This is a genomic window from Virgisporangium aurantiacum, from assembly GCF_016863635.1.
Taxonomy (GTDB): domain Bacteria; phylum Actinomycetota; class Actinomycetes; order Mycobacteriales; family Micromonosporaceae; genus Virgisporangium; species Virgisporangium aurantiacum.
Genome location: NZ_BOPG01000049.1, coordinates 206,865 through 231,242, shown reverse-complemented (window position 1 = coordinate 231,242; position 24,378 = coordinate 206,865). Strand labels below are relative to the sequence as shown.

Annotated in this window: 18 protein-coding genes and 1 pseudogene; 5 read left to right on the top strand and 14 right to left on the bottom strand. The window is 68.4% G+C overall.

Annotated elements, in window-relative coordinates; all coding sequences use genetic code 11:
- A pseudogene (locus Vau01_RS37780) lies at positions 1–391 on the top strand (tetratricopeptide repeat protein); the annotation flags it as partial.
- 146 nt (positions 392–537) lie between these two features.
- Here the strand turns inward: Vau01_RS37780 and Vau01_RS37775 are convergent.
- The 10 genes from Vau01_RS37775 to Vau01_RS63840 all read right to left on the bottom strand — a co-directional run bounded on the left by Vau01_RS37775 (position 538) and on the right by Vau01_RS63840 (position 9,522).
- Positions 538–2,253 (bottom strand): WD40 repeat domain-containing protein, encoded by a 1,716-nt coding sequence (locus Vau01_RS37775; RefSeq protein WP_204003788.1) that lies wholly within the window; start codon positions 2,251–2,253, stop codon positions 538–540.
- Positions 2,250–2,861, bottom strand: coding sequence for an RNA polymerase sigma factor (locus Vau01_RS37770; RefSeq protein ID WP_204003786.1), 612 nt, complete (start codon positions 2,859–2,861; stop codon positions 2,250–2,252). Before Vau01_RS37770 ends, Vau01_RS37775 begins: the two co-directional genes overlap by 4 nt.
- 177 nt (positions 2,862–3,038) lie before the next feature.
- Positions 3,039–3,233: a hypothetical protein gene (locus tag Vau01_RS37765; protein WP_204003784.1), complete on the bottom strand. Its 195-nt coding sequence runs from the start codon at positions 3,231–3,233 to the stop codon at positions 3,039–3,041.
- Between the two features lie 321 nt (positions 3,234–3,554).
- The gene (locus Vau01_RS37760) at positions 3,555–4,916 is read right to left on the bottom strand and encodes an IS4 family transposase (RefSeq protein WP_204003781.1); all 1,362 of its coding nucleotides are present in this window, start codon (positions 4,914–4,916) and stop codon (positions 3,555–3,557) included.
- Between the two features lie 422 nt (positions 4,917–5,338).
- On the bottom strand, positions 5,339–6,415 hold the full coding sequence (locus Vau01_RS37755; protein ID WP_204003778.1) for a tyrosine-type recombinase/integrase: 1,077 nt from the start codon (positions 6,413–6,415) through the stop codon (positions 5,339–5,341).
- Entirely contained in the window at positions 6,376–7,053 is a 678-nt protein-coding gene (locus Vau01_RS37750) for a hypothetical protein (RefSeq protein ID WP_204003767.1), read from the bottom strand. The genes Vau01_RS37755 and Vau01_RS37750 overlap by 40 nt, the downstream gene beginning before the upstream one ends.
- A 348-nt stretch (positions 7,054–7,401) precedes the next feature.
- Positions 7,402–8,211, bottom strand: coding sequence for an RNA polymerase sigma factor (locus tag Vau01_RS37745; protein WP_204003765.1), 810 nt, complete (start codon positions 8,209–8,211; stop codon positions 7,402–7,404).
- Entirely contained in the window at positions 8,208–8,405 is a 198-nt protein-coding gene (locus Vau01_RS37740; protein WP_204003763.1) for a hypothetical protein, read from the bottom strand. The genes Vau01_RS37745 and Vau01_RS37740 overlap by 4 nt, the downstream gene beginning before the upstream one ends.
- Before the next feature lie 142 nt (positions 8,406–8,547).
- Entirely contained in the window at positions 8,548–9,093 is a 546-nt protein-coding gene (locus Vau01_RS37735) for a site-specific integrase (RefSeq protein ID WP_204003761.1), read from the bottom strand.
- A 42-nt stretch (positions 9,094–9,135) separates the two neighbouring features.
- On the bottom strand, positions 9,136–9,522 hold the full coding sequence (locus Vau01_RS63840; protein ID WP_239152171.1) for a hypothetical protein: 387 nt from the start codon (positions 9,520–9,522) through the stop codon (positions 9,136–9,138).
- 555 nt (positions 9,523–10,077) lie between these two features.
- Here Vau01_RS63840 and Vau01_RS37725 point away from each other — a divergent pair.
- Both Vau01_RS37725 and Vau01_RS37720 read left to right on the top strand, forming a co-directional pair.
- A complete protein-coding gene (locus Vau01_RS37725) occupies positions 10,078–11,031 on the top strand; it encodes a hypothetical protein (RefSeq protein ID WP_204003759.1) in 954 nt (317 codons plus the stop codon).
- A 1,061-nt stretch (positions 11,032–12,092) separates the two neighbouring features.
- Entirely contained in the window at positions 12,093–12,308 is a 216-nt protein-coding gene (locus Vau01_RS37720) for a hypothetical protein (RefSeq protein ID WP_204003757.1), read from the top strand.
- A gap of 185 nt (positions 12,309–12,493) precedes the next feature.
- Here the strand turns inward: Vau01_RS37720 and Vau01_RS37715 are convergent, their stop codons facing one another.
- From Vau01_RS37715 to Vau01_RS37705, 3 genes are all read right to left on the bottom strand, one after another.
- Complete coding sequence (locus tag Vau01_RS37715) at positions 12,494–13,987, bottom strand: tetratricopeptide repeat protein (RefSeq protein ID WP_204003755.1); 1,494 nt, start codon at positions 13,985–13,987, stop codon at positions 12,494–12,496.
- Complete coding sequence (locus tag Vau01_RS37710) at positions 13,984–14,580, bottom strand: toll/interleukin-1 receptor domain-containing protein (RefSeq protein ID WP_204003753.1); 597 nt, start codon at positions 14,578–14,580, stop codon at positions 13,984–13,986. Before Vau01_RS37710 ends, Vau01_RS37715 begins: the two co-directional genes overlap by 4 nt.
- Positions 14,581–15,279: 699 nt before the next feature.
- A complete protein-coding gene (locus Vau01_RS37705; RefSeq protein WP_204003750.1) occupies positions 15,280–17,628 on the bottom strand; it encodes a hypothetical protein in 2,349 nt (782 codons plus the stop codon).
- A gap of 1,262 nt (positions 17,629–18,890) precedes the next feature.
- Here Vau01_RS37705 and Vau01_RS37700 point away from each other — a divergent pair.
- Both Vau01_RS37700 and Vau01_RS37695 read left to right on the top strand, forming a co-directional pair.
- On the top strand, positions 18,891–20,423 hold the full coding sequence (locus tag Vau01_RS37700) for a lipopolysaccharide biosynthesis protein (protein WP_204003747.1): 1,533 nt from the start codon (positions 18,891–18,893) through the stop codon (positions 20,421–20,423).
- A 5-nt stretch (positions 20,424–20,428) separates the two neighbouring features.
- Positions 20,429–23,362 (top strand): glycosyltransferase, encoded by a 2,934-nt coding sequence (locus Vau01_RS37695; RefSeq protein ID WP_204003739.1) that lies wholly within the window; start codon positions 20,429–20,431, stop codon positions 23,360–23,362.
- Here Vau01_RS37695 and Vau01_RS37690 read toward each other — a convergent pair.
- Entirely contained in the window at positions 23,346–24,377 is a 1,032-nt protein-coding gene (locus Vau01_RS37690; protein ID WP_204003737.1) for a glycosyltransferase family 4 protein, read from the bottom strand. The two genes, Vau01_RS37695 and Vau01_RS37690, sit on opposite strands and share 17 nt — an antisense overlap.
- Position 24,378 lies beyond the last annotated feature (1 nt).

Here is a 24,378-nt window from a genome sequence, read left to right as displayed (position 1 = left end):
GTCGTTGAACAACCTCGGCGCGTTCCTGGCGGAGTTGGGGCGGCGGGAGGAGGCCCCAACCCTGGCGCAGGAAGCCGCCGAGGTCTACCGGCTGTTGGCCGAAGCGAACCCGGCCGCGTACCTGTCCCACCTCGCAACCTCGCTGTGGGCGTTCGCGTGGATCTGCGTCAGGGTCAAGCGGAACCTTCCCGAAGCGCTCCAGACGGTCGGGGAGGCGATCGACCTGTACACGGCACTCGCTGAACAGCTACCGCAGGCGTTCGGCGGACAGTTGCGATCGGCGTACCACACTCGCGCGGATGTTCTCGACGGGCTCGGCCGCACCGACGAGGCCGCCGAGGTGCGCCGACAACTCGACGCCGCCGACGGAGAAGACCCGAACCCGGGGTGACGGTTGCCTTCACCGATGCTCCCTTCTGCGAGGTAACCATCTGATGAGCCGAGGACGGGGCGTCCGACCGACCAGCACCGCATCAGGAGCGAATCCGGCCGGATCGTCGCCCCCGTCGGTGGCGAGCGCCTCGCCGGGCGCCGGCGTTATGTAGCGAGGCGTACCGCGGTGCCGACGTGGATTTCGAATACGCCTGGCTGGTCGTCGACCGGGGTTGAGTGGTCTTGCACCGGTCTCCGCAGGATGGGTGGCCATTGGGTGGCGGGGACGTCGGTGGCGGCTTCGGACCAGCGGACTCCGTCCAGATCTTCAAGTGCGGCGAGAGTTACGGCCCTAAGGTCCGCGCCTCGGAAGTCGGACAGCGCGGTGTACAGCTGCTCGGACATGTGGATCAGCTCGACACACAGGCTGCGGCATCGCTGGAACAGGCTTTCCTGGGCACTCACTCCGCCCAGCTGGGCGGAGTGAGTGCCCAGGTTTGTTCTGAGGTCAGCGAGGTCGGTCGAACATTCCCGGATCAATGAGGCGGCCTGGGCCGTGGCGTGACGCGCGGCGTCGATCAGCTCCGCATGGACGGCGGGGTGTGCATCGTCGGCCAACTCCGCAGTGCTGTCGAACACATCGATCTGGGACGGCATCGCCGCTGGTGCTGCTTCATCCAGTTCCCAGATCTGCACCGATGTTCCGGCGGTGGCCAGCCAGGTGCCGTCCGGCGCGATCGCCACCGACGTCACTCGGTCGGCGTAACCGAGCCCGGTGTAGCCCATCAGCCGGGTGCGCTCCTGTCCGGTGGCGACGTCCCAGGTCCGCACCGACTCGTCAGCGGCGGTGGCCAGCCAGGTGCCGTCCGGCGCGATCGCCACCGACGCCACTCGGCTGGTGTAGCCCATTAGCCCGGTGTAGCCCATCAGCCGGGTGCGCTCCTGTCCGGTGGCGACGTCCCAGATCTTCACCGACCCGTCGTCGTCGGCGGTGGCCAGCCAGGTGCCGTCCGGCGCGATCGCCACCGACGTTACTCGGCCGGGGTGGCCCATGAGCTCGATACGTGGCCGTCCGGTGGCGACGTCCCAGATCTGCGCCGACCCGTCGGCGGCGGTGGCCAGCCAGGTGCCGTCCGGCGCGATCGCCACCGACGTCACTCGGCCGGCGTAGCGCTGCACAATGCGTGGCCGCGCTTCCACTGGGCCCTCGCCCCGCAGAGCGCGCATGACAGCGCGTTTCCGAGTGGTGGAAGGACTGCCGTCTGGTTCGGGCGGGCGGGGAACGGCGTGGGCGAGCAGGGTCATGGCCTTGGCGAGGCGTGTCTTCTGCCGATCGAGAACGGACGCCGCGTGTTCGAGGTCAGTGGCGGTGGTCAGGAGGCTGTGGACGGCGTCGAGTTCGCGGCGGGTGTGGTGCAAATGTTCGCTGACACCGCCCGTTCGCAGCAGCAGTCGTTGGACGACGGGGGCGTGGTAGATCGTGGTCACGTCGTCCAGTAGGGATGCTGCCGCGGTCGGAGCGCCGACCGTCGAGGCCGGGGCTGCCTCGTCGTTGAAAGGCGTGGCCAGGATCTCTGCGAGGCCACGGTCGGTGTCGACGGCTGCGGTGAGGTCGCTGGTTAGCGCGGCAGGGCCGCCGTGGATGGCGAGGATGCCTTCCGGGGTGGTGGGTGGTAGCGCAGTGGCCAGGTCAGCGACCAGTCGCCGGTGTGCCGGTGCGTGCGGCTCGTCATGATGGGGGCGGGAAGCAACGGCGGCGGGATCGACCTGCATGATCCGCGCCAGTCCCTTACCGAGTGGAAGTTCGCCGGCAAGATGGGTCACGAGCGCCGCGTGATCGCGGCTGGGGTTGGCGGGCCCGCGAGCCGGGAGGGTGGTCATGGTGTGTCCTGTGCCCGGTACATCGGGGCGAGCTTTGCGCGTGCATCCCGCAACGCCGACCGTACGGTGGCGGGGTTCATCACCATGATCGCGGCGATCTCGGTGGGCTGGTAGCCGTCGTAGGTCCAGGCCATGATCTCGCGTTGATGGGGTGTCAAGGGTTGCAGCAGGGCTAGGAACGTGTGCTGATGGGTGATCTCGTCGGCCTGCGCATCCGTGAGGAGCCCACTCGACGGGGGCAGGTCCTGCCGGGGAATCTCGGTACGGCTCTGGTCGGCCAGTTTCCACCAGGTCCGTTTCGCAACGGTGCGCACCCACGCCCGCGGGTTATCCACGGAATCCCATCGACGATAGGTCGTGGTCATCGAGTCCTGGGCGATGTCCGCGGCCAAGGCGGCCGGCGCGCCGAGACTCATCACGAAGGCCACCAACCGCGGCATATCGTCCTGGCAGAACAGCGCGAACTCGGCGTTGCGGGCCACCTGGTCAGCGACGGCATCCACAGCCGCAACGTCCGACGCAGATGGCTTGTGCAGGTCAGCACCGGTGACTCCAGCCGGGGTCTGGACTGTCGAAGGCTGGTCGTCCGGATCACTGTTCGTGGTCACGGCCTTCCTCCGACCTGCGGGCCCATCGTCCCGGCAGCACGCTCGGGTGTCACGCCCGTGCGATGAGCCGGCGTGCAGCGGCCTGGACTATGCAATGCAACCCCCTTTTGCCGTTGTCCGTCTTCAGACGCTAGCGCCACGTAGCGCCGGGTCGGTGTGGTCTTGTGCGACAGTCTCCTACCGTCCGGCCAGGATCTGATGCCCGGTGGTAATCGCCGCACCAGTTCCAGTGAGTGCTGCGAGCAGCGCAGCCGGCCAACTCCCTGTCTGCAGCACGGTCAACCCGGCCACCACAACCCCGACCAGCGCAGCCAACAACAAGATCACTGCCCAGCGCAGCGGCAACGCGCCTGACGATGACGAACCACTCATGACCCCGGCATCTCCTTTCGAACTCGCAGTGGCCACGCCGCCACATCGGTCGGGTGGCGCCAGCGCGCTCACTCAGGTAGTGCCGTACCGGCGCCACAGCGTGCGGTCAACCGCGACGAGGTGCCCCGACTCGTCGTCGAAGGGGACGCCTTGGACTATGAGGGTGTTGACGTAGACCACGGGGGGCAGCCTCCAGCACGCGTGGGCGCCACGGAGCATCGGTGATGCCGGCGGCATCGGATGCCCTGCACCGTGCCCGCGCTAGTCCCGAACGCCGTGGTGCTTTAGACACAATCCCAGGAAGATAAGCACTTCCGCTGGTCACGCGTGTGGGTCTGGGATGACGTCGATGTGGTAGTCGACGTGGGTTGATGTCTGTTGGCTGGCGTGTCGTTTGGCGGGGTACGGGGCCTGGGAGCGTTTGACGGCGCGGGGGCTGTTGCGGTCGCGTCGGTGTTGGGTGTCACGGCTGATCTCGGCGAGGGCTGCGGTTCGGGCCGTGGCCAGGGCTGCGGTGGTTGCGGTGGCGGCGGTGGTGATCCAGCGGCGGACCGTGCGCAGGGCGGTGGTGAACGACAGCCGGTCCGGGTCGACGCCGGTGTTGGTGGCCGCCTCGGCGATGAGGTGTCGGACGGCCTGGTAGGTGATCAGGTAGGCGTAGATTTCCTGCCGGATGCCGTCGGGGTCGGTGGATCGCAGCACCGCCCGCGGGCCGCGTTGGTGTGTCTTGATCGACTTGTAGCAGGTTTCCGATTCCCACCTTTCGCGGTAGCAGCCGGCCAGTTCGGCGGCGGACGCGACGGTCGGGTCGGTGATGGTGGTGATCAGCCGGAACAGTTCGGTGCGGGTGGTGGCAGCGCCGCCGGTCGGGCAGGTCACGGTGACGGTGTACTCGATGACCCGGACCCAGGTGCCGACCCGCCGGCCGGTACGTGGTTTGGGCAGGACGGCCAGCCAGGACCCGTCGGTGAACGTGGCCACCCGGGGAAGATGCAGGCTGGTCTTGGCCCGCCACAGCAGATGCGCCCCGGTCATGGCGGCCTCGTTCCACAGCCGCCACGAGGGGAAGTTGCGGTCGGCCAGCAGCAGCATCCCCGGCCGCAACGCGTTGAGCAGGGCTCGGGCCTGGACCTGCTCGGAATCCGGGCCGAAGGTCGCGTCGATGACGGCGTGGGTGCCGACCTCGATCAACGTCATCAGCCGCACTTTCGGAAACGCGCCGCCGCCCCGCCGGTTGCCCGAGCGGATGAACGCCGCCGCGTTGTCGTCGCTGTCCGGGACGTCGAGCATGGTGGCGTCCCAGGCCACCAGCCGTAGGCCGAACCGGAACGCACCCGGCGTATCGACGGTGGCGTGCGTGCCACGGACCCGGGCGAACAGGGCCGCCAACGGGGCCAACCCGACCCGGCGGCGGGCCTGCGCCAGCCCCGACGACGACGGCGGATCGGCCGCCACACCACCGTCACCTCCGCCGTCGATGTCGCCGCTGTGGGCAAGTTCCCGCCACACGCTGCGGTAGCCCAGGTCGGCGAACAGCGTCAACGCCAGCACGAACAGCACCGTCACCCGGGCCGGCAACCGACGGATCCGTTGCTGCATCCGGCCGGTAGCGACCAGTACCTCGTCGATGAGCAGGGCCGGAACATACTCGGCCAGCACACCCAGACCGAGGCGTTGCCACACCGGCCCGCCCGGCGTGGCGCACGTACACGAACACGAACATGCTGTGGAAAGATCTGACACCGAAGCTCCTGCCAGAACCTTTGATCTTGGTCGATCTGACGTTCTACAGGAGCTTCACCACATCAACACCACGACACGCTGAGCCGAGATCAACCCGCCGGCACACACTCAGCCGCAAGCAGTCCTACCAGCGGCAACGCTTAACTTCCTGGGATTGGCTTTAGACACCGCTGTACCGCGGTGACCTGGCCCGTGGATTCCAGCGAGCTGTTGCCGAGCATGGTCCAGACCTGGGCGGGGTCGGGCCTTGGCTGGCAGCAGCGGCACCTCGCGGACGTCGTCGCCCTTGCGTGCAGTGGATGGTGCAGGTCCGCGCCGTGATCGCAGTCATCGAGCCTATGTGGTCGCGCGCTGGGCTGTCTTCAGCTGCCGGAGTCCGTCGGTGTCGGCAGGGCGAGTGCGGCGCCGACGGTGTGGGTGGCGTCGCGGTTGAGGTTGTGCCGGTCGCGGTCGTAGCGGCGGGTGGTGGCAGGGCTGGCATGGCCGAGGGCGTCCTGCAGGTCGCGAAGGTTGCCGCCGTGGTCGAGATAGATGGTGGCGAAGCTGTGCCGCAGCGAGTGCGGCGAGAGTTGCCGCCAGGCGGGTAGCTGGGCGGCGCGGGCGAGGCGGCGGACGAGCCGGAACAGGGCCGGCTGGTCCAGGCGTGCGCCGCTGGCGGTGACGAGCAGAGGCCCGGATAGCTGCTCGACGGCGATGCCGGCGGTGACGGCGCGGTGCGCGAGGTAGGCGTCGAGGGCGGCAGCGGTGTCGGGGTGGACGGCGCGGGTCATGGTGCGCTGGCCCTTGGCGATGTAGCGCAGCGTGCGGTGGCCGCGGTTGTGGCCGTAGTCGGCGACGTCCAGGCCGCAGACCTCGGCGACCCGGAGGCCGACCTCGAGCAGCAGCCGGATCGCGGCCCGGGTACGCAACGCGGCCCGGTGCGGGTCGGCGTCGGCCGCGGCGATCAGCGCGCGGGCCTGGTGCGCGGTCAACCCGACCGTGGCCGACTGGTTGGTGGCCACGGTTGGCCGGCGGAGCGGGGCGATGGGATTGCGGGCGACCAGGTCCTCGTCGAGGGAGAGCAGGTAGCCGTACCAGGACGACACCGCGGCGAGCATCCGGGCCCGGGTGGACGCCGCGAGCGGCCGGCCGGTGGCCGACGACGGCGCGGTGGCGAGGTCCTCGGCCCAGGCGGCGGCGTCCGGGCGGCGGGCAGCACGCGGGTCAACGTCGGCGTCCCTGCACCAGGTCAGCCAGGTGTGGAGATCCCGCAGGTAGGCGCGCTGGGTGGTCGGGGCGTCGGTGTGCTCGCGCAGCCATCCGGCGGTGGCAGCGAGCAGTGGCTCGCCGAGCCCGGCCGGCAGCGTGACCACGGCCGCCGCGGTCCTCGCCGGCTCTCCCTCGACCGGGACGATGGCCGTCACGGGGTACGGCGGCACAGCACGCCGGCGGTCAGCCACTGCACCAGGGTGGCAGCGAGGTGGACCGCGGCTTCGGCTTCGGCCTGGGTCTGCCGGCGGGAACTCGCGGTGCCGGCGTGCCGGGACCGCTGTCCCTCCCAGATCGCGGTCAGCATCTCGACCACCGGTGTGACAGATCCGGCGGTGCCGTCCCGGGCGGGCAGGGCGAACTCCCACTTCGTCGAAGCGTCGCGGAGGTGGGTGCGCACGGTGCCCAGAGTGGCGTTGCCGTTCGCGGGCAGCACCAGCGCGCAGGCCACCGCCTCGACCGCCTTGACTGCCTCGCTGTACGCCTTGTCCGGATCCGGATGCCGCCCGTACGCCGCGTCCCACGCGGCGGCCAGATACCCAGCGGCCTCGGCGTCTGCGCTGCGGACCGCTTCTGCGACCGCAGCGGTCACCGTGGCATCGATGCGTCGTTCCAGCCCGGTCCAGCTGGCGTTGACTCGCCAGGCGGAGTTGGCGTTCGCGAGCAGCTGCTCCAAGTCATCCGGCGTGCCGTACGCGTTGGGGCGGTAGGAGTTTCCGCCATCTGCGGGACGGAGGAAGTCACCCCAATGCACCGTGGCGTCGAGCACGTCGAGAAGCTCGTCCGCCTCGGTGAGCCACGGCGACGTCTTGGTACGTACCCGCACCATGATCTCTTCACTGAAGGGCGTCAGGTTGTGTCCGTAGCCCAGCTGCTGGATTGGGCCGTCGGTGTACTGCAAGACGTGAAAGAGCCATAGCTGCAGCGGTCGGCAAAGCCAATCGGGCACGCCTTCGACGAGGGCGGTGTCCGGGCCGAGGCCGGCAGCGCGGCGGCTGAGCGGTACCCAGGGGGTGTGGGTCACGGTCTCCGACGCTACGCCGAAGCGGACCCGGAGGCGACAGGATAACTTTCATTATCATGTCCTCTATCGATCGCGTACGGTCACGTGCCGAGCCCGCTGTTGAGGCTCCGGTCGCCCAATGCGGGTGACGACCGGAACCGGCTGTCACGACTATCAGGGCCGCCGGCTACGCCTTCGACGCCGCCACCACCGGACACTGGCCCGGATCATCACGATGAGGCACACCAGTGCCGCGGCACTGATACCGACCTGCCACCATGGTACCAACCAATCCATATCGGTCGAATAGCCGATGACGACCCATCTGACCAGGCACGCGACGACTGCCAGCATCGTGACTCCTGCCAGCACAGGGAGGAACCATCCGCGGGGCCAGCCAGGAGCGCTGGGGCGGACGGGATCGATACGCCAATACCTGAAGTCGCTGTCGAGACTTAAAAGACGACGAATCTCGGTGACGCCGTGATTCGTGTGCGCCCAGATGGTCCCCGGAGCGCAGTCGAGCAGATCCGCCACCTCTCGAACGCTCCAGCCCTGTACGTGCCGCAGATAGGTGACGGTCCGTTGCCGATCGGGCAGGTCGGCGATGGCGTCCATCACCTGGCGGGTGAGGATGGTGTCTTCCGCGGTCGGCCGCCGTGTCACCGATGTCCAGCCCCGGTCAGTGCGGTTGAGTTCGTCTCCACCGATGAGTTCACCGCGGCGAACTGCTTTGTTGGCGGCCTTCACCGTATTACGGCGGGCCACCGTGTAGAGCCAGCCGGCCGGGTTGTCCACCGACGACCACTGCGGCAGCGCCTCCTCGAAGGTGGTCTGGACGATGTCCTCGGCGTCACGGCGTGGATCCGGCAGCCCGTACCGACCGGCCAGCCGACTGACGAAGCGGGTCAGCGGTTCACGGTGCTCGGCGTACGCCTGCTCGTAGGTCGGCCGCTCGTGCGCCGGGTCGGCCGGGGCGCTCATCGACGTCCCCGAGCTGCGTCGCGTCGCACCTTCCAGGTACCGCCCGAGTCGCGGCCGGAGATCTGAACGCCCGGGGGCAGCCCGGCAGCCGCCCGGGTGAGTTCGGCGCGGGCCCGCAGCGTCAGCCACCGTCCCAGCGCGACGACCAGCTGCGCCGCGGCCTGGGCGCCGGCGCCCAGCAGGACGAGGGTCACGGGGTCCATCATCGAGGCGACCTGCCTTCTGGTGGGGCCGTTGCTCCCCCGGGTGGGGTCAGCCGTACACCCGGTACGTGCTGTCAGACGACGGATCCCTTTACTGCCAATTTCAAGATTCTTTGAACGGTTCCCCTGGGGGTTACACGGTGCGTGTGGCCACGCCGAGCGCGAGTCGGCTGGTCATGTCGAGCCGGACCTCGCCGTCCGGGGCGACGTGGGTCCAGAACAGCGGGCGTGTGCGACCAGGTCGAAGCCGTTCGGGTTGGTCGACAGCCGGGCGGTGGTGATCAGCGCCTCGAACTGCAGATGACCAAGCCCGAGGGGTCGGTGACTCGGCCGGGACGGGTGGACGGCGGACGTAGTCGGCGGGTGAGTGCGACAGGAGGCCGTCAATGACGCAGACGCGGTAGAAGCCCACCACGATCGACAGCCGCCGCGACACGGTCGAGGGCTGGAACCGGCGGATGTCCTGCAGCCAGCGCACGTACCGCTCGACGTCCGTTCGGACCGCAGCCAACGGCTCCAAGCTTTGCTCCTCGCACCAGCGCAAGAAGATCCGGAGGTCGGAGTTGGTGTGGAGGCGGGTCTGGCCGCGGTAGCGGCCGAGGTAGGCGGCGACTGCCGCCCGCAGCACGAGTTGATCAGACGACACGACGCCGGCGTCGGAAACGGGATAGGCAGCCATATCCGACCGTGCGTCACCGGCGGCCGTCAGCGCCACCAAGCGCTACCACGCCGACAGCGGCAGAAGCGTGCATGTGATCTTCGTGTGGACTGCTGGGTTCACAGCAGCGGTGAGGCAGCGACGCGGGATGATGAACTCGTGTTGATCAGCGAGACGAACCCACTGCTGACCTCGATGCTTCACCATGCCGGAGTGCGCCCCGGCAAGGCCGCCGCTGCCGACGTGCTGACCACGGTCGAGGTCTTCCGGCGATTCGCCGCCATCCCGGTCGATGACGCCGCATCGCCCGAGGATGACGGCGACGGGATCCTCGCCCAGTACGGAACATTCGACTTCGATGGCGTGCTTGAGTTCTGGGCCGATCTCACCCGGCAGTTCATCGAGGCCGAGGATGAGGACGTGATGTGGCAACTGCGCTGCACACTCCACTGGACTCCCACTGTCGAGACCGAAGCCCTCGGGTCCGGGGTCCTATGGTCTTTTCGGCATGCCTCTCGACGACTTCTTCGCCGAGGCTCTCGCCCTTCCCGGCTGGGCATGGGCGCTGGCGGGCGTACAGGCCCCTCAACACCTCACCATCAAACTCGGGCAGATCTGAACGCACTTAACGGTACAAATCAGATCGGCGTGGACCGAGCCGACCGGAGCGGCGTGCGGAGCGTGGTGATCGACGCGTGCCCCTCGTACCGCGCGCCGTCTGCCGCGACGCAGGCGTAGTTCCGCCGGTTCAGTGATGCGTACCAGCCTGGCATCCCAGCACCGCCATCGACTCTCGATGAACGAGTCGCAAACCACGACGCGCCGCTTCCGGTACGAGTAAATGTGGCCGATCAGTAGCCGACAGGGTCTCTGCCAGCAACGTTAGATCGGTGAGACCGCTGGCAGGTCTGCATCACTGGGACGGGAACGTGTCGTGATTATGGCTATCATTAGGGGATGGATTGCTCGCGCTAGTATCCCCTTCGTACGCCAAGGAGAGGATCCATGACTGAAACCGAGTTGCGACGGATTGCACTCCTCGACAACTTATATGATCATCGGCCGCCCAACGCGGGTGAATTCGCGACCATCGTGGATTTCTTGCCAGAAGATGAACGGTCTGACGACCGGCTCCATGAGCTCTACTTCCGTATGCTGGCGGACCTGGAACGCCGGGGACTTGTGATAACGGCCAATGGGATGGGTTTTGACGGCCTGGCGGCAATGCTCGACGACGCTGGGCGCACCGAGGTCGAAGAGCGGCGCCGACGCCGCGCCGCCCCAGCTCTTCGGGCGGCTGCGGCGCGGGATGCGATCGTCCGATGGCTTTATGGCCAGCCCCAGCGAAAGGCCAATCACTTGCAGGCCATGCTCACCACGCCAGAGTGTTACTACGAAGGTCAGCCATTTTCTGCGAACGACCTCGACGAGGCGTTGAGGTACCTGGTGGCGAAGGGCTTGATCAAGGCCCTTCGCTATGCTGGCGGAACACTCCATCTACCAAAGCTCCTGGACGATGGCATCGACTGCGTTGAGCACTTTCAGGGATCGGTGAGCGCGTACGTGCGACGCAACGATAGTCGCGGGGGGACGAACCATACGGTCAACATCGGTGGCAACGTGTCGGGCAACTTGGCGTGGGCGAACGAAACCGCAACTCAGACAGCTACCACAGCCGGAATTAGTACCGCCGATCTCGTGACACTGGTCCACGCGTTGGTTGAAGCCATACCAGCGCTAGGGCTCGCCGACCGCGACGCCGGGCAGCTCGAGCTTGTCGCCGAGCAAGCCGGGGAAGAGCTGACAGCCGAGGCGCCAGACCTGTCCCGCCTCCGGGCCTTGATGACCCGCGCCGGGTCGATTCTCGACGGAGCAGCGCAGAACTCGTTGAGCGCGGTCTTGTCGGCGTACATGGCACTAGTGATGGCTCAGGCCGGCGTACCGCTGCCTGGAGCTTGACCGCGCCGGCTGCTGCCATGGATCGCCGAATCGTTACCGGACAAGGGTGATCGTCGACACTGAGCCGCGCTCGGTAGGCGGCAGATGTGCGCACGGATTTCGTGACCTCACACGTGTCCGTCGTGACGCAGCCGCCGGCCGTCGAAAACATCTGGACTGATCTGTCTCAACGGCGCTAGTGCGCATCGTTCCAGGTCGGCGGTGTCCGTCACCCGTCGGGCCATGTGGCTCAAGGCTCTTGGTCCCCGGCCGAAACTAGTCTAAAAGTGTTATAACGGAACTGTCCGATCAAGCGAAGGCAACTGATTGTCTCGTGAGGCACACTGACCGTTGTGGCTCACCCCGGTAGCGACTATCAACCTCCGCAGGCAGACCCATGGAGGGACAGCGCCTCCACGTTCCGACTCGACCATGGAGGACCGTCATCTGGTCCAATTGCGGGAGCCGGTTCCGCGGGTCCGCCCCAGAACGCACTCCGGCTATTCCCGCGCATTCGGCGAACGTTGCCTGTCATCCTGGTCGCAGTGGTCCTTCTTACGGCATTCGCCGTAGTCGTATCGTACTCGATCCCGGAAGATGCGGACGACTGCCATTCACCCAGGGTTCCAGTGCGGGCATTGCCAACGAGTCAGGATCGAACGATGATTCTTGGGCCAGAGGACCGCTCGAATGTGTGCCGGAGTCTGGACATTCAGGTCCAACTCTCAGACAGCGACCGAAACAGCACGGCGAGCGCCGTTCTGGTGACGGTTGAAACGCGAGGAAAATGCTATCCGGCTACGTACCTTCGTACGGGCGCAGCGACTGCGGATCAGGTTGTCAACGTCCCCGTTGGGGACTCCACAATAACTAAGCAGGCTCGACGTGAGCATACCGTTCGTCTGGATCGGATTCCGCTTGCGCAGGCGACTGCGTTAACATCCGCACGTGATCGGCATAGTGGCATCGCTTGCTCCACCTTGCCAAACCTACTCGATGCCCGGAGATATTGTCGGTTTGATGTGCAACCGTCGGACATTTGCCTGGACCGACACCTACCATCGGCGGACCACATTTGATTGGTGGGCGCACACGAGGCGACCGCTCGGACGAGCGATAGGAACTACCTGCAGGCGGCCGCCGGGGGTCGATCGGACATCCCGGCCGGTGTTTTCCGGGTCGAGCGCCGTGAGGGCGGCCCGGACCTCCATTTCCGCTGTGACGTCGAGTCGCTTGAGGAAGTCGCGGAGATCTTCCGCGGCTACCTTGCGAACCAGGACGGCTGGGGCGACCGCTAGTGGAAACAAGTCTGGGTGTGAGCCGGCCGACTTCCCCTCCGAAGACACTCTGCGACCCGCCCAGGTCGCCATGAGGCGAGCCGGTCGCGGCAGATGAGCGCGCCGCTGGTCGACGACCACAGGCTGCGCGGCGTCATGCCGCAGCACGACGAGAAAGGATGCGCGCGGATCTACTTGTTGTTTGATCAGTCGTCCGTTTGGCTGGGCTCATTGTCGCCGCCGAGTTCTCTTGCTCGGGCGAAATGCTCGTTTGCCGTGGCCTTGTCGCCGGAGGCGGCGAGCACGTTACCCAGGTTGTTGTGCCATATCGCCAGGTCGGGGTGGTTCGTGACCGGGTCGCGGCCGGCGGAGTCGATCGCCCTTTCCAGCTGAGCCCGCGCTGCCGTTAGGTCCCCCATCTCCCACAGCACGCTGCTCAGGTTGTTGCGGACGGCACCGGTCTCGGGATGGTCTGGGCCTAGAGCCTCGTCGGTGATCCGCAAGGCGATCTCGTATTGGGCGCGCGCCCCGGCGAGATCGGCGAGGTCGTGCAGGACGTTTCCCATCTCGTTGCGCCAGATCGCTAGGTCTGGGTGGTCCGGGCCAAGGACTCGCTCGCCTATCTGGATGGCTCGCTCGTACTGCTCGCGCGCCCCTGCCAAGTCGCCGGTGTCGCGGAGCACGTTGCCTAGATTGCCGTGCCCCCACGCGACATCCGGATGATCTGGACCCAAAGCATTTTCGCTCACTCGGAGTGCGATCTCGAACTGGTCCCGAGCCTCCTGCAGCCGGCCCGTGCTGCGCAGCACATTTCCCAAATTGCTTCGTCTGACGGCGACCGCCGGATCGTCGGGTCCCAGGGCGTTCTCACCGATCAGCACAGCGATCCGGTAGTGGTTCTCCGCTTCCTCATAATGGCCGGTGTCGAAGAGGAGATTGGCGAGGTTGCTGTGCAGCACACCGAGGTTTGGGTGGTCGGGGCCGAGGGTGCGCGCCGCGAGGTCGACGACCTGCCTCAGTTGCCACTGGGCTTCGTCGTATCGGCCGAGTGCCTGAAGCGCGGAAGCCAGATTCGCGGCGGCGGTGACCGTGTTCGGGTGAGCCTCGCCGAAAATGCGGCGACTGCGTTCGAGAACGTCTGCGAAGACTGCCCGGGCGTTCTCGTAGTCCCCGCTCTCCTGCAAGGAGGCAGCGAAGTTCGAGGCGGCGGTGATGGTGTCCGGGTGGTCTTCGCCAAGCACCCGGCTTGCCCGGGCGAGCGCCGTCCGGAGGTCTTCATCCGGGGTGGGCCGGGCTTCCGGGTTGCGTTCGACCACGGCTTGCAGCAGGTCCGCGACCGCCTCCGCCGACTGCAGCCGCAATCCGCGCAGGTCGACTGCGGTCCGGCCGGATAGAAACGACGGCAGCGCCTCGGCGTGTGGCAGCAGAACCGGTACGGGTCGGGGCCGCCCGGCAGGCCGGGACAGGATTGTCTCGGCCTCTGCCATGAACGTCCGTGAAGGTTCACTCCCAACGAGAATCAGCGCGACGTCGGCGTCGTCGATAGCTTCGGAAACGGCCGATACCCATCGTTCGCCGACGGTGAGGTCTCGTCGATCGAGCCACGGCGTCAGGCCCGCGCTCGACAGCAGCGAGGCCACGAAGTCGGCGGCGGCGGCGTCCTGGCGGGTGTAACTGATGAAGACTTGTCCCGTGCTCATCTGAACCTCCGAGACACGATGCGCCGTTGGGTCTCGAGGATGATCGCCTCGTGCAGGAGTGGCTTGATGCGATCGAGTGCCTGTAGGTCGCGTTCAATCTCGTCGAGTGTGACGTCGCCGCCCCCCGGCAGCGGGTCGGCCAGCGGCGGCCACGGGCCGGGCGCGATTCCCTGGATGCCACTTTTGATCAGATGTAGGGCATACGGATCGTCTAGTCCGGCTCGGAAGTCCACCCAGGTCCGCAGCTCGGCGAAGGCTGGGATCGAGTCCACCGGGTCCCCGGCAACGGCGCCTGGCAGGAGAACCGGGATGACGCGGTAGTCCGAATGGGCAGCCTGCCGGTTCAGTGCCCGCTGAACCTCCTGGTCGAACCAACCCTGCGCGGTGCTCGCGCCGACAAACACGGCGCAGGTGGCCGCCGCGTCTTGCCCCTTGGCGATCTCCTGCTGCCAGGTCTTGCCCGGGATCAGCACCCACCGGTCGAGCCAGACCTTGAAGCCGAACTGCGTGACGAGGCGGCGGCCGAGCTCCTCGACGACCACGGCGTCGCCGTGGTCGTGGCTGAGGAAGACGTCGTAGTCCGGTTCCGGCACGCGGCTATCCGTTACGCCGGGCGCACGACGCGAGTCTCGGTGCGTACATCGGGTCCATGCCTCCCCCGCGTGCCTCAACGGACAGTGCTGCACAGCATTGCAGCCGTACGCCCGCTGGACCAAACCGATCACCTAAACGTGGCTGTGCTTCCTCTTCTTCGTTCTCGACGCACGTTGAGATCGCGCTCCACCGCTTCCCCTCTACTCGGCGCACGACCCGCCAACTCCTCCGCACAAGCGGAAGCCATGCGCCGATCTCGGCCGTCACGATAGGTAGCGGGCGCACGGCGGCAGATGAGTGCGTGTTGAGGAGGTCCCGGTGGCGGCGAGTCAACGGCGGTCCGCACGCGACCGCTTCAGTACCGCACGAGGAGCGGGTGCTGCCGACCAGATCTGAATCCGTACACGTTCCATGGTCGCCGGACTTTGGTCGGAGTCGATGTCGAGCCGGCTGGCGGTGTCCAGGTTCGACCGACTCGCCCGTAGCCGTACTGGTCCGGACGCAACGGTGAATCGGGCCGCGTCGGGCTGGTGGTCGGTGCAGCCCATGACGACCAGCCGTCCGGACGGCACGTGCATGCTGGCCTCCACCCCATGATCGAAGTCTGCGATGTCGTCGCCCGCGGGCGCATCGAGGATCTCGACATTGACCCGGCCGTGCGGACGGTGCCTTGCGGGTGGATCGGCGGTCGATCCGGTTCAGTCGTCCAGCGGGAGGGGTTCGAGCTGGCCCGGATGACTGAACGGGATGATCCGGTGCGGTGGGGTGAGGTCCGCGATGGCGGTTTCGACCGCCGCCAGTGCCGGGGCCACCTGTTGACGTGCGTGGTCGGCTGCTGCTGCCGCGGTGATTGCCCGGCGCTGTTCCTCGGCCGCCGTGTGCTGGCTCTGGTCCGCCGCTGCCCGCGCTGCCGCGCGTTCGTTCCGCAGTTCGTCGATCTGCTGGGCGGCGAGGCTCTCGGCGTCGGACCTGGCTGTGGCAACGGCAGTTCGCGCGGCGGTGTCGACGTTGTCGGTTGTGCGGGCGAGGTTCAGGCGGGCGTCGTCGAGTTCTCGGTGGGCCTGGTCGACCTGATCGCGTGCCTGCTCAAGACGTTCGGCGAACTCGGCGGTAGCCCGCTGCGCTCGGTGCAGCAGGTCCGCCATTGTGGTGCGGTGATGCTGCTCACCGATGGCCCGGTTCCGGTCATCATCGGCAGACTCCCGCGCGTTTTCCAGGTCGAGGTCGGCGAGCCGCGTCGCCAGGTCAGCCCGGTGTCGTGCGGCCTCCTCGGCCGCGCGCACGTCGTGGATGGCTTGCTCAAAGTGGGGCGCCGCCTTCAGGTCCCAGTCGCGTAGCGGGTCCACCGGATTCACCCTGAACTCCTCGCCGAACCGCGCCAGCTCGGCACGCGCCCGTTCGGCGGTGTCGGGAACCGGAGTGTCCCACATCCACTGGCGTGCCAACGAGGTCCGGTGGCGTCGCCGTTCAGCGTGGGGGTCGTAGGCCGCCGGGAGGACAGACGGAGGTGCCTGCGCGTACTCGGCGATCACCCGGCTGAGCGCGGTCCGTGACCTGGCAGCGTGATCGGCTTCACGGACCTGCGCCGTGGTCAGCTGACCGTCAAGGTCGCGCCGCGCGATCGCCTGTGTCCGGGCCAGTCGGGCCGCCGTCCGCTCAGCCCTGCGATGCTGGTGGGCGAACTCCTCCACGCGCCGGTGATGTGCCTGCAGCTCCATCTCGCGAAGCGCCACGTTCCTGTCGCTGCGCAGGACGGCCTCCTCGGCCGCGTCGAGGACAGCTGCGGCCTCGGCGGCCACGGCGGCCGCCATCCGGGCGGCCTCCCGCTCGGCCTTGTCGACTGCCGGCTCGACCTGGTCCAGTGCGGCCTGGGACCGTGCGGGGAGTGCCGCCTCAACCGAGTCGGCCCGCCGCTTCGCGACACCGGCCTCCCGTTGCCTGAGCTGCGCCTCCCTCGACGCGACGCCCGCGGCCCGGTCGGCATCAAGCAGGGCCGAGTGCACCGCCGCCACCAGCCGCCGCCCCACCTCGATGAGCGGGGCACGGGCGGCGTTCGCCAGCAGCAGGGCGTCAACACCGAACGCCACCCGCGTCGTGGCACTGTCCGTGGCACCGTTCGCAGCTACCAGCTCGACGTGCGTAGCACCGACACGGATCGGAGCCTGCGGGACAGCCACGTTGTTGAGGCCGGCCGAGACGGCCTCGCCCGCCAGCGAATCACATGCCGCGGTCAGCACACGCATTCGGGCGACGAGCCCTCGACCGTCCCGGCACAGGTCAGCGGCAACGGTGTCCGCGAACGTCAGCTTGCCGGCCCGAGCGTCCTCCGCCAGGTGCGGCGCCAACTCAAGGGCCCGCCGGAGGCCCGCCTGCTGACTATGGTGCACGGCGAGAGCCAGGTGGATCTCGGCGCAGGCATCGATGCGGCCAGCCAGTTCGGCGAGAACCTCCTGCGACCGTTCGATGGCACCCAGCTCCCGGTAGATCGCCGCAGCGACGAGGACACCACCGGCCGCCAGGACCGGCGTGCGGGGCATGCTGTAGCGGACGCATCGCATGAACGCCTCCGCGGCCAGCGTCTTATCCGCGTCGCCCTGGCGGTACCGGCAGGTGCCGAGGTTGAACCACGCCTCAGCCATGTACGGAAAGGTTTCCACCGATCGCGTCAGGTCCGCTGCCGCCTCCTCAAGCCAGCCGGACGCCAACGCATACGAGCCCCGCCGGTACATCTCGGCTGCCGCCGTAGCACTCGGATTGTTCAGGGCCGTCTCGATGTTGCCCAGCCGCTCGGCCGACGCCGCCAACCCACTGACAATGGCCGGCAACGAGGCATCCACCACCGCCGCGAGCACGCCGACGTCCGCGGCGATCGACGCGGTCCGCCCCGCCACATCAGCGCTCGACTCCGCGATGCGATCCAGGCCCACGCCCGTCACTGCCGACATACGCTCAACCGCGTCGACGAGCTCCCGGTGCCGCCCCTGCTGCACCTGCTCACGCTGCACCCGGTCCCGATAACGCTCGATCTCACGCCGGAGCAGCGTCACAAGGCGGCACCCCTCCCCGATCAACAACGACGACGGCCGTCTACCGCGGGCGGCGCCCACGAACCCCATTGTTGAACCCGCCCACCGAAACGAAATCGGTCGCACGGACGACTCCCCACGAGCCGTTGGCGCCTGCGCAGCACCCCGAACGCCGGCGGCAGTTCAACCATGCTGCGGAGACTTCGTCGTCGCGGTCGCTTCCGTTGGCCGATCGTCAGATTCCTGCGCCAAGTCGGATCCCAGCGACCCTTCGAAGACGGCTTCAAACTTTCTCGTCACCGTAGAGTGACTCGTATTCGACCTCGATTCTCACCTTTCGGCCGATAAAGGCCGCGATCTACATTGCTGGATACGCGTGCCATGCGCGACAACAAAGATCACATACGCGCTCATCGGCTACCAGATCCGGAAACGCAGCGAAGGTCTCTGTCGGTGACACAGCGTTATCCCGACGTCGTTGATGAGGTGAACCCGGACTACTCGATTAACGGAGCCTGCCAGTCTCACGGGCCGGGGAAACCGCCGAGCCATCCCCCGCCGTGTCGGAGCCGCTACGCCGGCGACGCTGACCCGCCGGTCGGGTGCGTCGACTCGTGAGCCGTGCCAGGACCACCCACGAGATCGACATCTGTACCCGCCGCTATCCGGCCGTTCCTGTGCTCCGGCCGACGGTCCAGACCTTCTTGTAGCCCGCGGCCGGCAACGCCGACGCGGCGTCGGCAGGCGCACGCCGCTCGGACCATCGAGAAGAATCCTATGAGTCGATGGCTGCGCCGCATATGAGACCGGTGCTACTCCTGGCTGACGAGCGTCAGAGGTGATCTTGCTGTGTTCGGAAAGTGCTCGGTGAGTGGTTGGCAGTGATTGGTAGCGGTTGGCATTGCATGGCACCCGTTGGTACTGGGGCCACGGGCGTGATCGCGCGTGCTCCATTTGTGCTCCACCGGTCAATGGGGCCGGCCGCTGGCAGCCGTTGGGACCCCTTGGCACCCGTTGGCAGCGTTTGGCACTCGTTGGTATCCGCAGGTAGGCGCGTTGCGCGTTCCAGGCGCCGACCGCAGGCCGTTATGCACAGGTTTCCTAAACCGTGTGTCGCAGGTTCGATTCCTGCCGGGGGCACATCACAGAAGCGCAACGGCGCCGCGTAGGCCGTGTGGCCTCCGCCACACGATGCGGAGGAATGCCCGGCGTGCGCTGAGTGGCGTGGTTCATGCGGTTTTGCGGGGACGCGGGGGGACACGACCGCCTTGTAGGATCCCGGCATGTCCGACCAGCGTGTTGCCGCCGGACGGGCTAGCCGGGGTGTCGGGGCGGCCCGATCCGGCGCTGCGCCGACCGCCGCGCTGGGTGCGGGCGTGATGCTTCGGGCCGGCGCGTTGTCGATGGGTGCCCTGGTCGTGCTCGGAGTCAGCCGCCTTGTGCACGGCTCCCTGATCAGCCACTCGGTCAGCGCCGCCACGTACGGGCTCGTGGGCTCCTTGATCGGCATCACCTACGTCGTGGCCCTGTTCGTGCCGGCCGGGTTGGCCAGTGCGATGACGAAGTATGTCGCGCAGAGTCGGGGGCGGGGCGACGGGGCGGAGGCGTCGGCGGTCTACACGTCCATCCGCCGGTTGTCCGACGTCGCCGCGATCGTGCTGGGCGCGATCGCCGCGGTCGTGGCCTGGTGGATGTTCGCGTTGACGGTCGTCGGCAGTGTCCACGTTGGACTGTTGGCCGCGATGTTCTCGGCGTACAGCGTCGACAAGGCCGCGCTCTACGGCTTCGACCGGCTCGCGCGCTACGGCTGGCTGGAACTCGCCGGATCGGGCCTGGCGATCGTCGCGACGGTTGTCGTCGTCCTCTCCGGCTCGACGCAGTACCTCGCGCCGCTCACCGTCGGCTATGCGGTGGTGGTCGTCGGCTCGCGGTTCGGCCTGCGCTCGGCGGTCCTGCGTGGCGGCGGGGCGCGGCCCGTGGCGCCGGATCGGCGCCGGGAGATCCTGGTGTTCATCGGCCTCGCCGCGTTGGGCGCGGGTTCCGCGGCCGGCCTGCTGCAGGGCGTCCCCCTGCTGGCCGCCACGTTCGCCGACGCCCGCAGCGTCGGGTTTCTGGTCGCCGCCGTGACGCTCGTCTCCCCGCTCTACCTCCTACCGCGGGTGCTCGGGATGGCGCTGTTCCCCGCGATGTCACACGCCCGTGGCGGCGGTGCCGAGGACGCGGTCGGTCGCAGCGCCGACGTTTCGATGCGCGCCACCATGGTGCTGCTCGCACCCGTCTTCGCCGCGGCGCTTCCGCTGGCCGGCCCGATTCTGGCGGCATACGGAGGCCGCGGGTACGAGGCCGGCGCGCCGGAGCTCCGGCTGCTGCTCGTCGCGACCTACGCCGCGGTCGCCGCGATCGGCCCGATCAACGCGTTGGCCAGTGGCACGATGCGGGAGGCCAGAATCCCGGTGATCGCTTCGGTGGTCGGCTGCGCGGTGGGTCTGTCGCTGGTCGCACCATTGGGCTGGTGGTTCGGCGGCGCCGGCGTGGCCGGGGCATACCTCGTCGCGACGATCGTCACCTCGGCCGGTCCGATGGTGGCGGCCGCGCGTCGCTGGACGTTGCAGTGGCATGGCATGGTCGTCCGCGGCGTACTGGCGCTCGGCGGCGCGTTCGCGTTGGCGACGGTGTTCGACCGTTTCGACGCCGGGCCACTCGGCGCCGCGGTCGCCGCGTTGCTGTGCTGCCTGCTCGCGACGGCCGTGTTCGCCAAGGATGGCAAGGCCCTGTTGACCGCCGCGCGCCGAACCCCCGGCGGTGACCCGGGGTGAACGACGTGCTGAGGGCGACGGGGGCCTCGGGCATCGCCAACTGGACGCGCCGCTTCGATCGTCTGCTATGGGTTTTGCTTCTGTGCCTGTTGGTTCTCGTGCTGGCCGAAGGCTGGCTCAACGGCGTGTTGCTGCAGGCGCGCATGTCGAGTTTCGGTGACGTCGCGCCGACAACCTGGCCGCGGCTGTTGAAGAACGGGCTGTTCCTCGCGCTCGCCGTGGCCGCCGCGGCGAAGATCACGATGGCCCGCCGCTGGCGCAGCTTCCGCACCGACGCCGACGTGGCGCTGGCCGTGCTGTTCGTCGTGTTGGTGGTGGCCGGTCTGGTTTCCGGATCGTCGCCGTCGCTGATCGCCCAGGCCATTTTCGTGTACCTGCGCGGCGCGATCATTTTCTATGCGTGGCGGGCCCTGGCACCGGATCCGGTGCAGGTGCGCCGGTTCGTGCTCGTGCTCGCCCCACTCGTCGCCGTGCACGCCCTGGCCGGGATCCTGCAACTCGCGGTCGGTCGGCAGGCGTACCTGTGGCTCGGCTGGAACGACATGACGTGGGCCGACATCAACCGGGCGCAGGGGCTGTTCAAACACCCCAACGACCTCGGCCACCTGCTCGCGCTGGCCGCGCTGGGCATCGCCGCGGTGCTGGCGGCCCGGCCACGCCGACCGGCCCGGTGGTGGTCGGCGTTCGGCGTGGTGCTGCTCGGGCTCGCCGCCACCCAGTCCCGCGAGTCGATCCTCGCGGCGCTCGCCGGACTGGTCGTCATCCCGCTGGTCAACGGGACCCGCAAGAGGATCGTGTTCGCCTGCGCCGCTCTCGTCGTCCTGTTCGCCGCGGTGCCGCTGGTGATCACGCCGAGCAACCGCGCGGAGTGGTCCCGCCGGTTCGACGGTGTGGTCAACGCGGTCAAGGCGCCGTCCGGATCCCGCCCCACCCCGCAGCCGACACAGTCCCCGGCGCCCGGTCCGACGGCGGCGGCCACGCCGTCGCAGGACCAGGCCTCCCAGCCCGCGCCGACCCAGCCCGCGTCGACCCAGCCGGCACCGGCGGAACAGCCGTCTCCGGTTACGCAGCCGGCGGCGCCGCCGCCGGCCGAGCGTGAGATCCGCGTCCTCTACGCGCAACAGGCGTTCGACCTCTGGCGGCACCGACCACTGCTGGGTTACGGCACCGGCCAGTTCGGTGGCTACGTGGCCTACCAGAACAACCCGCGCTGGAACGAGGATCCCCGGTTCGGGCCGAACGGCTTCGACATGCACGGCTTCTACACGGAGACGGTCGACTCGTTCTGGCTGCACCTGTGGGTGGAGACCGGCGCGATCGGTGCGCTCGCCTACGTCGGCTGGCTGTTCCTGCTCATCCGGCCGTTGCTGACGGCGTCCCGCCGGGCGCGACGGAAGTCGGACGCGAGCGGGGAACGCACGTTGCCATCGCCGGCGCTGCCGTGGGCCATCGCCACGATGGCCGTCGCGTTCCTCGTCGCGTTCCTGTCCATCTCGCTGGAAGACCCGCTGTTCCCCGCGCTGCTGTTCACCGTCCTCGGCATCGCCTGGACGGTCGGCCTCGCCCGGCACGCCGCCCCGGACCTCCCCCGCCAGCGGGTGGACGAGGCGGACCGTCCGCTGCGGATCGGCATGGTGATCGTTTCGGAGTACGAGGCGAACCCCCGCGTGCGCCGGGAGGCCGAGGCGCTCGCCGCACGCGGCGACGACGTGACCGTGCTCGCCCTCAACCGGGCCGGTGCACCGCGCGAGGAGATGATCGACGGCGTTCGCGTCATCCATCTGCGGGTCTCGAAGTACCGCGGCGATTCGGCGCTGGCCTATCTCCGGCTCTACGGCGCGTTTTTCGTGCGCGCGACCGCGTGGCTGATCCGCCGGCCGCGGGCATTCGACCTCGTGCAGACCCACACGATGCCCGAGGCCATGATCTTCACGGCCGCGGCGCAGAAGCTCGCCCGCACGCCCGTCCTCCTCGACGTGCACGACCTGACCGCCCAGTTGTTCGCGTCGAAGTTCTCGCCGCGGGGTCTCGTCATGCGCGGCATCCAACTGAGCACCAGGGCCGCGTTCGCGTTCGCCGACGAGGTTCTCACCGTCCACGAGCCCTATGCGGAAACCATCCGGGCGATGACCAAACGGCCGCTGACGATCGTGCTCAACAGCCCCGACGAGCGGCTCTTCCCGCCGCGCGAGCACCGGCCGCCCGCCACCGACGGCGACATCGTCTTCAGTTACCACGGTCTTCTCGCCCCCCGGCACGGCCTGGCCAACCTCGTCGAGGCGGTGGCACAGCTCCATCGCGAGATGCCCCGGGTGCGGCTGCAGATCCTCGGCAGCGGCGACGCCCTCGCCGCGCTGCGGGTCCAGGTGGCCGAGGGCGGCCTGGACGGGATCGTGTCCCTGCCCGACGGACTGCTGCCGATCACCTCGATTCCGCCGGCCCTGGAACGGGTCCACTTCGGCGTGCTGCCCAGCCAGCTCGACCCGTGGACCCGCGAGGTCCTGCCGACAAAGCTGATGGAGTACATGGCCCTCGGGGTGCCGGTGATCAGCTTCCGCAACCGGGTCATCGTCCGGCACTTCCCGGACGACGCCATCACCTTCGTCGATCCCGCCGACGTCGCGAACCTCGTCGCCGCCATGCGTGGGCTGGCGAGCGACCCGGAGCGGGCCAGAAAGCAGGCCGAGCGGGCAAGTGTCGCGCTCGTGCCGTTGCAGTGGCGGCAGCAGAAGGTCACCTATCTCGCGCTGATCGACCGGCTGGCGCGCCGCCGGTCGCGTCAGCCGGTGCCCGGCCCGCAGGCGGCCGCCCGCACGCACGTCGGCGCCATTCCGCGCCAGCGCGAAGGAACGCACGATCGCGAGGGAACGCACCAGCACGAGGGAACGCGCCAGCGCGAGGAGACCACGTCGGCCGCCGTCACTACCGAGACGACGTGAGCACCCGCCGGTAGTGCGCGATCACCTGGCGGGCGATGACGGCCCAGTCGAGCCACGCGTTGACCTCACGACCGTTGGACCGCCGGCCGTCGGTCAGGACCTCGAAGGCCCGCTGGGTCAGGCCGTCGACGAGTTCGTCACGGGTGGTGCCCCACGGAGCCACGGCCGACGGCGTCACTCCGGCCAGGACGTCCGCGACGTCGCCGACGTCGGTGGTCACCACCGGCAGCCCGATCACCGACGCCTCTTTGACCACCGTCGGCGATCCCTCATAGCCCCGGCGCGAGGTGAACAGCAGCAGGTCGGCGGCGGCGAACTTCGGTGCGACGTCGGCCCGGCTCTGTCCGGGCGCGGCGAGCACCAGCTCGCGCACCGGCATCCCGCGTGCGGTCAGCGCGTTGAGGACGTCGGTGAAGACGTCGTGGCCCTTGACCCAGTTCTCCGGCACGCCGCCGAACAGGATCACCTTCTCGTCCGGCGCGATGCGCAGACCGGCGCGCGCGCCCGCCCGGTCGATCGGCGTGAACAGGTCGAAGTCGACGCCGTTGGGGATGACCTCGCCGTCGGGATCGCCCGCGGCGACCGCCATCCGCCGCGACACGTACACCTTGTCGGCGACGCCGCCCCAGCCGAGCCGGGTGATCCAGCGCTGCCAGTGCCAGTTGATGTCGTGGCCGTAGAGGTTCAGGACGCGCGGCACCGGTCCGGCGAACCGGGTCGCGAGCGCGGTCATGCCGTGATGGACGTGGACGAGGTCATAGCCGCCGTCCCGGACCAGCCGACGGATTCTCGGCGCCGCCAACAGATAGTCGCGCCGCCCGCGGGCCTGCGCGACGACCTCGACCTCGACGTCCACCCCGGCCGCCCGCAACGCGTCGACCTGTTCGCGCACGAAGATTCCGCGGAAGCTGCCGTCGACCGGCCACATGTTGGTGACGTGGAGAACCCGCAGACCCGTGCCCGGCAACCCCGCCGACCGTTCGCCCGCAGTCGCCGTCCCCGCCTCGTCGGTCACG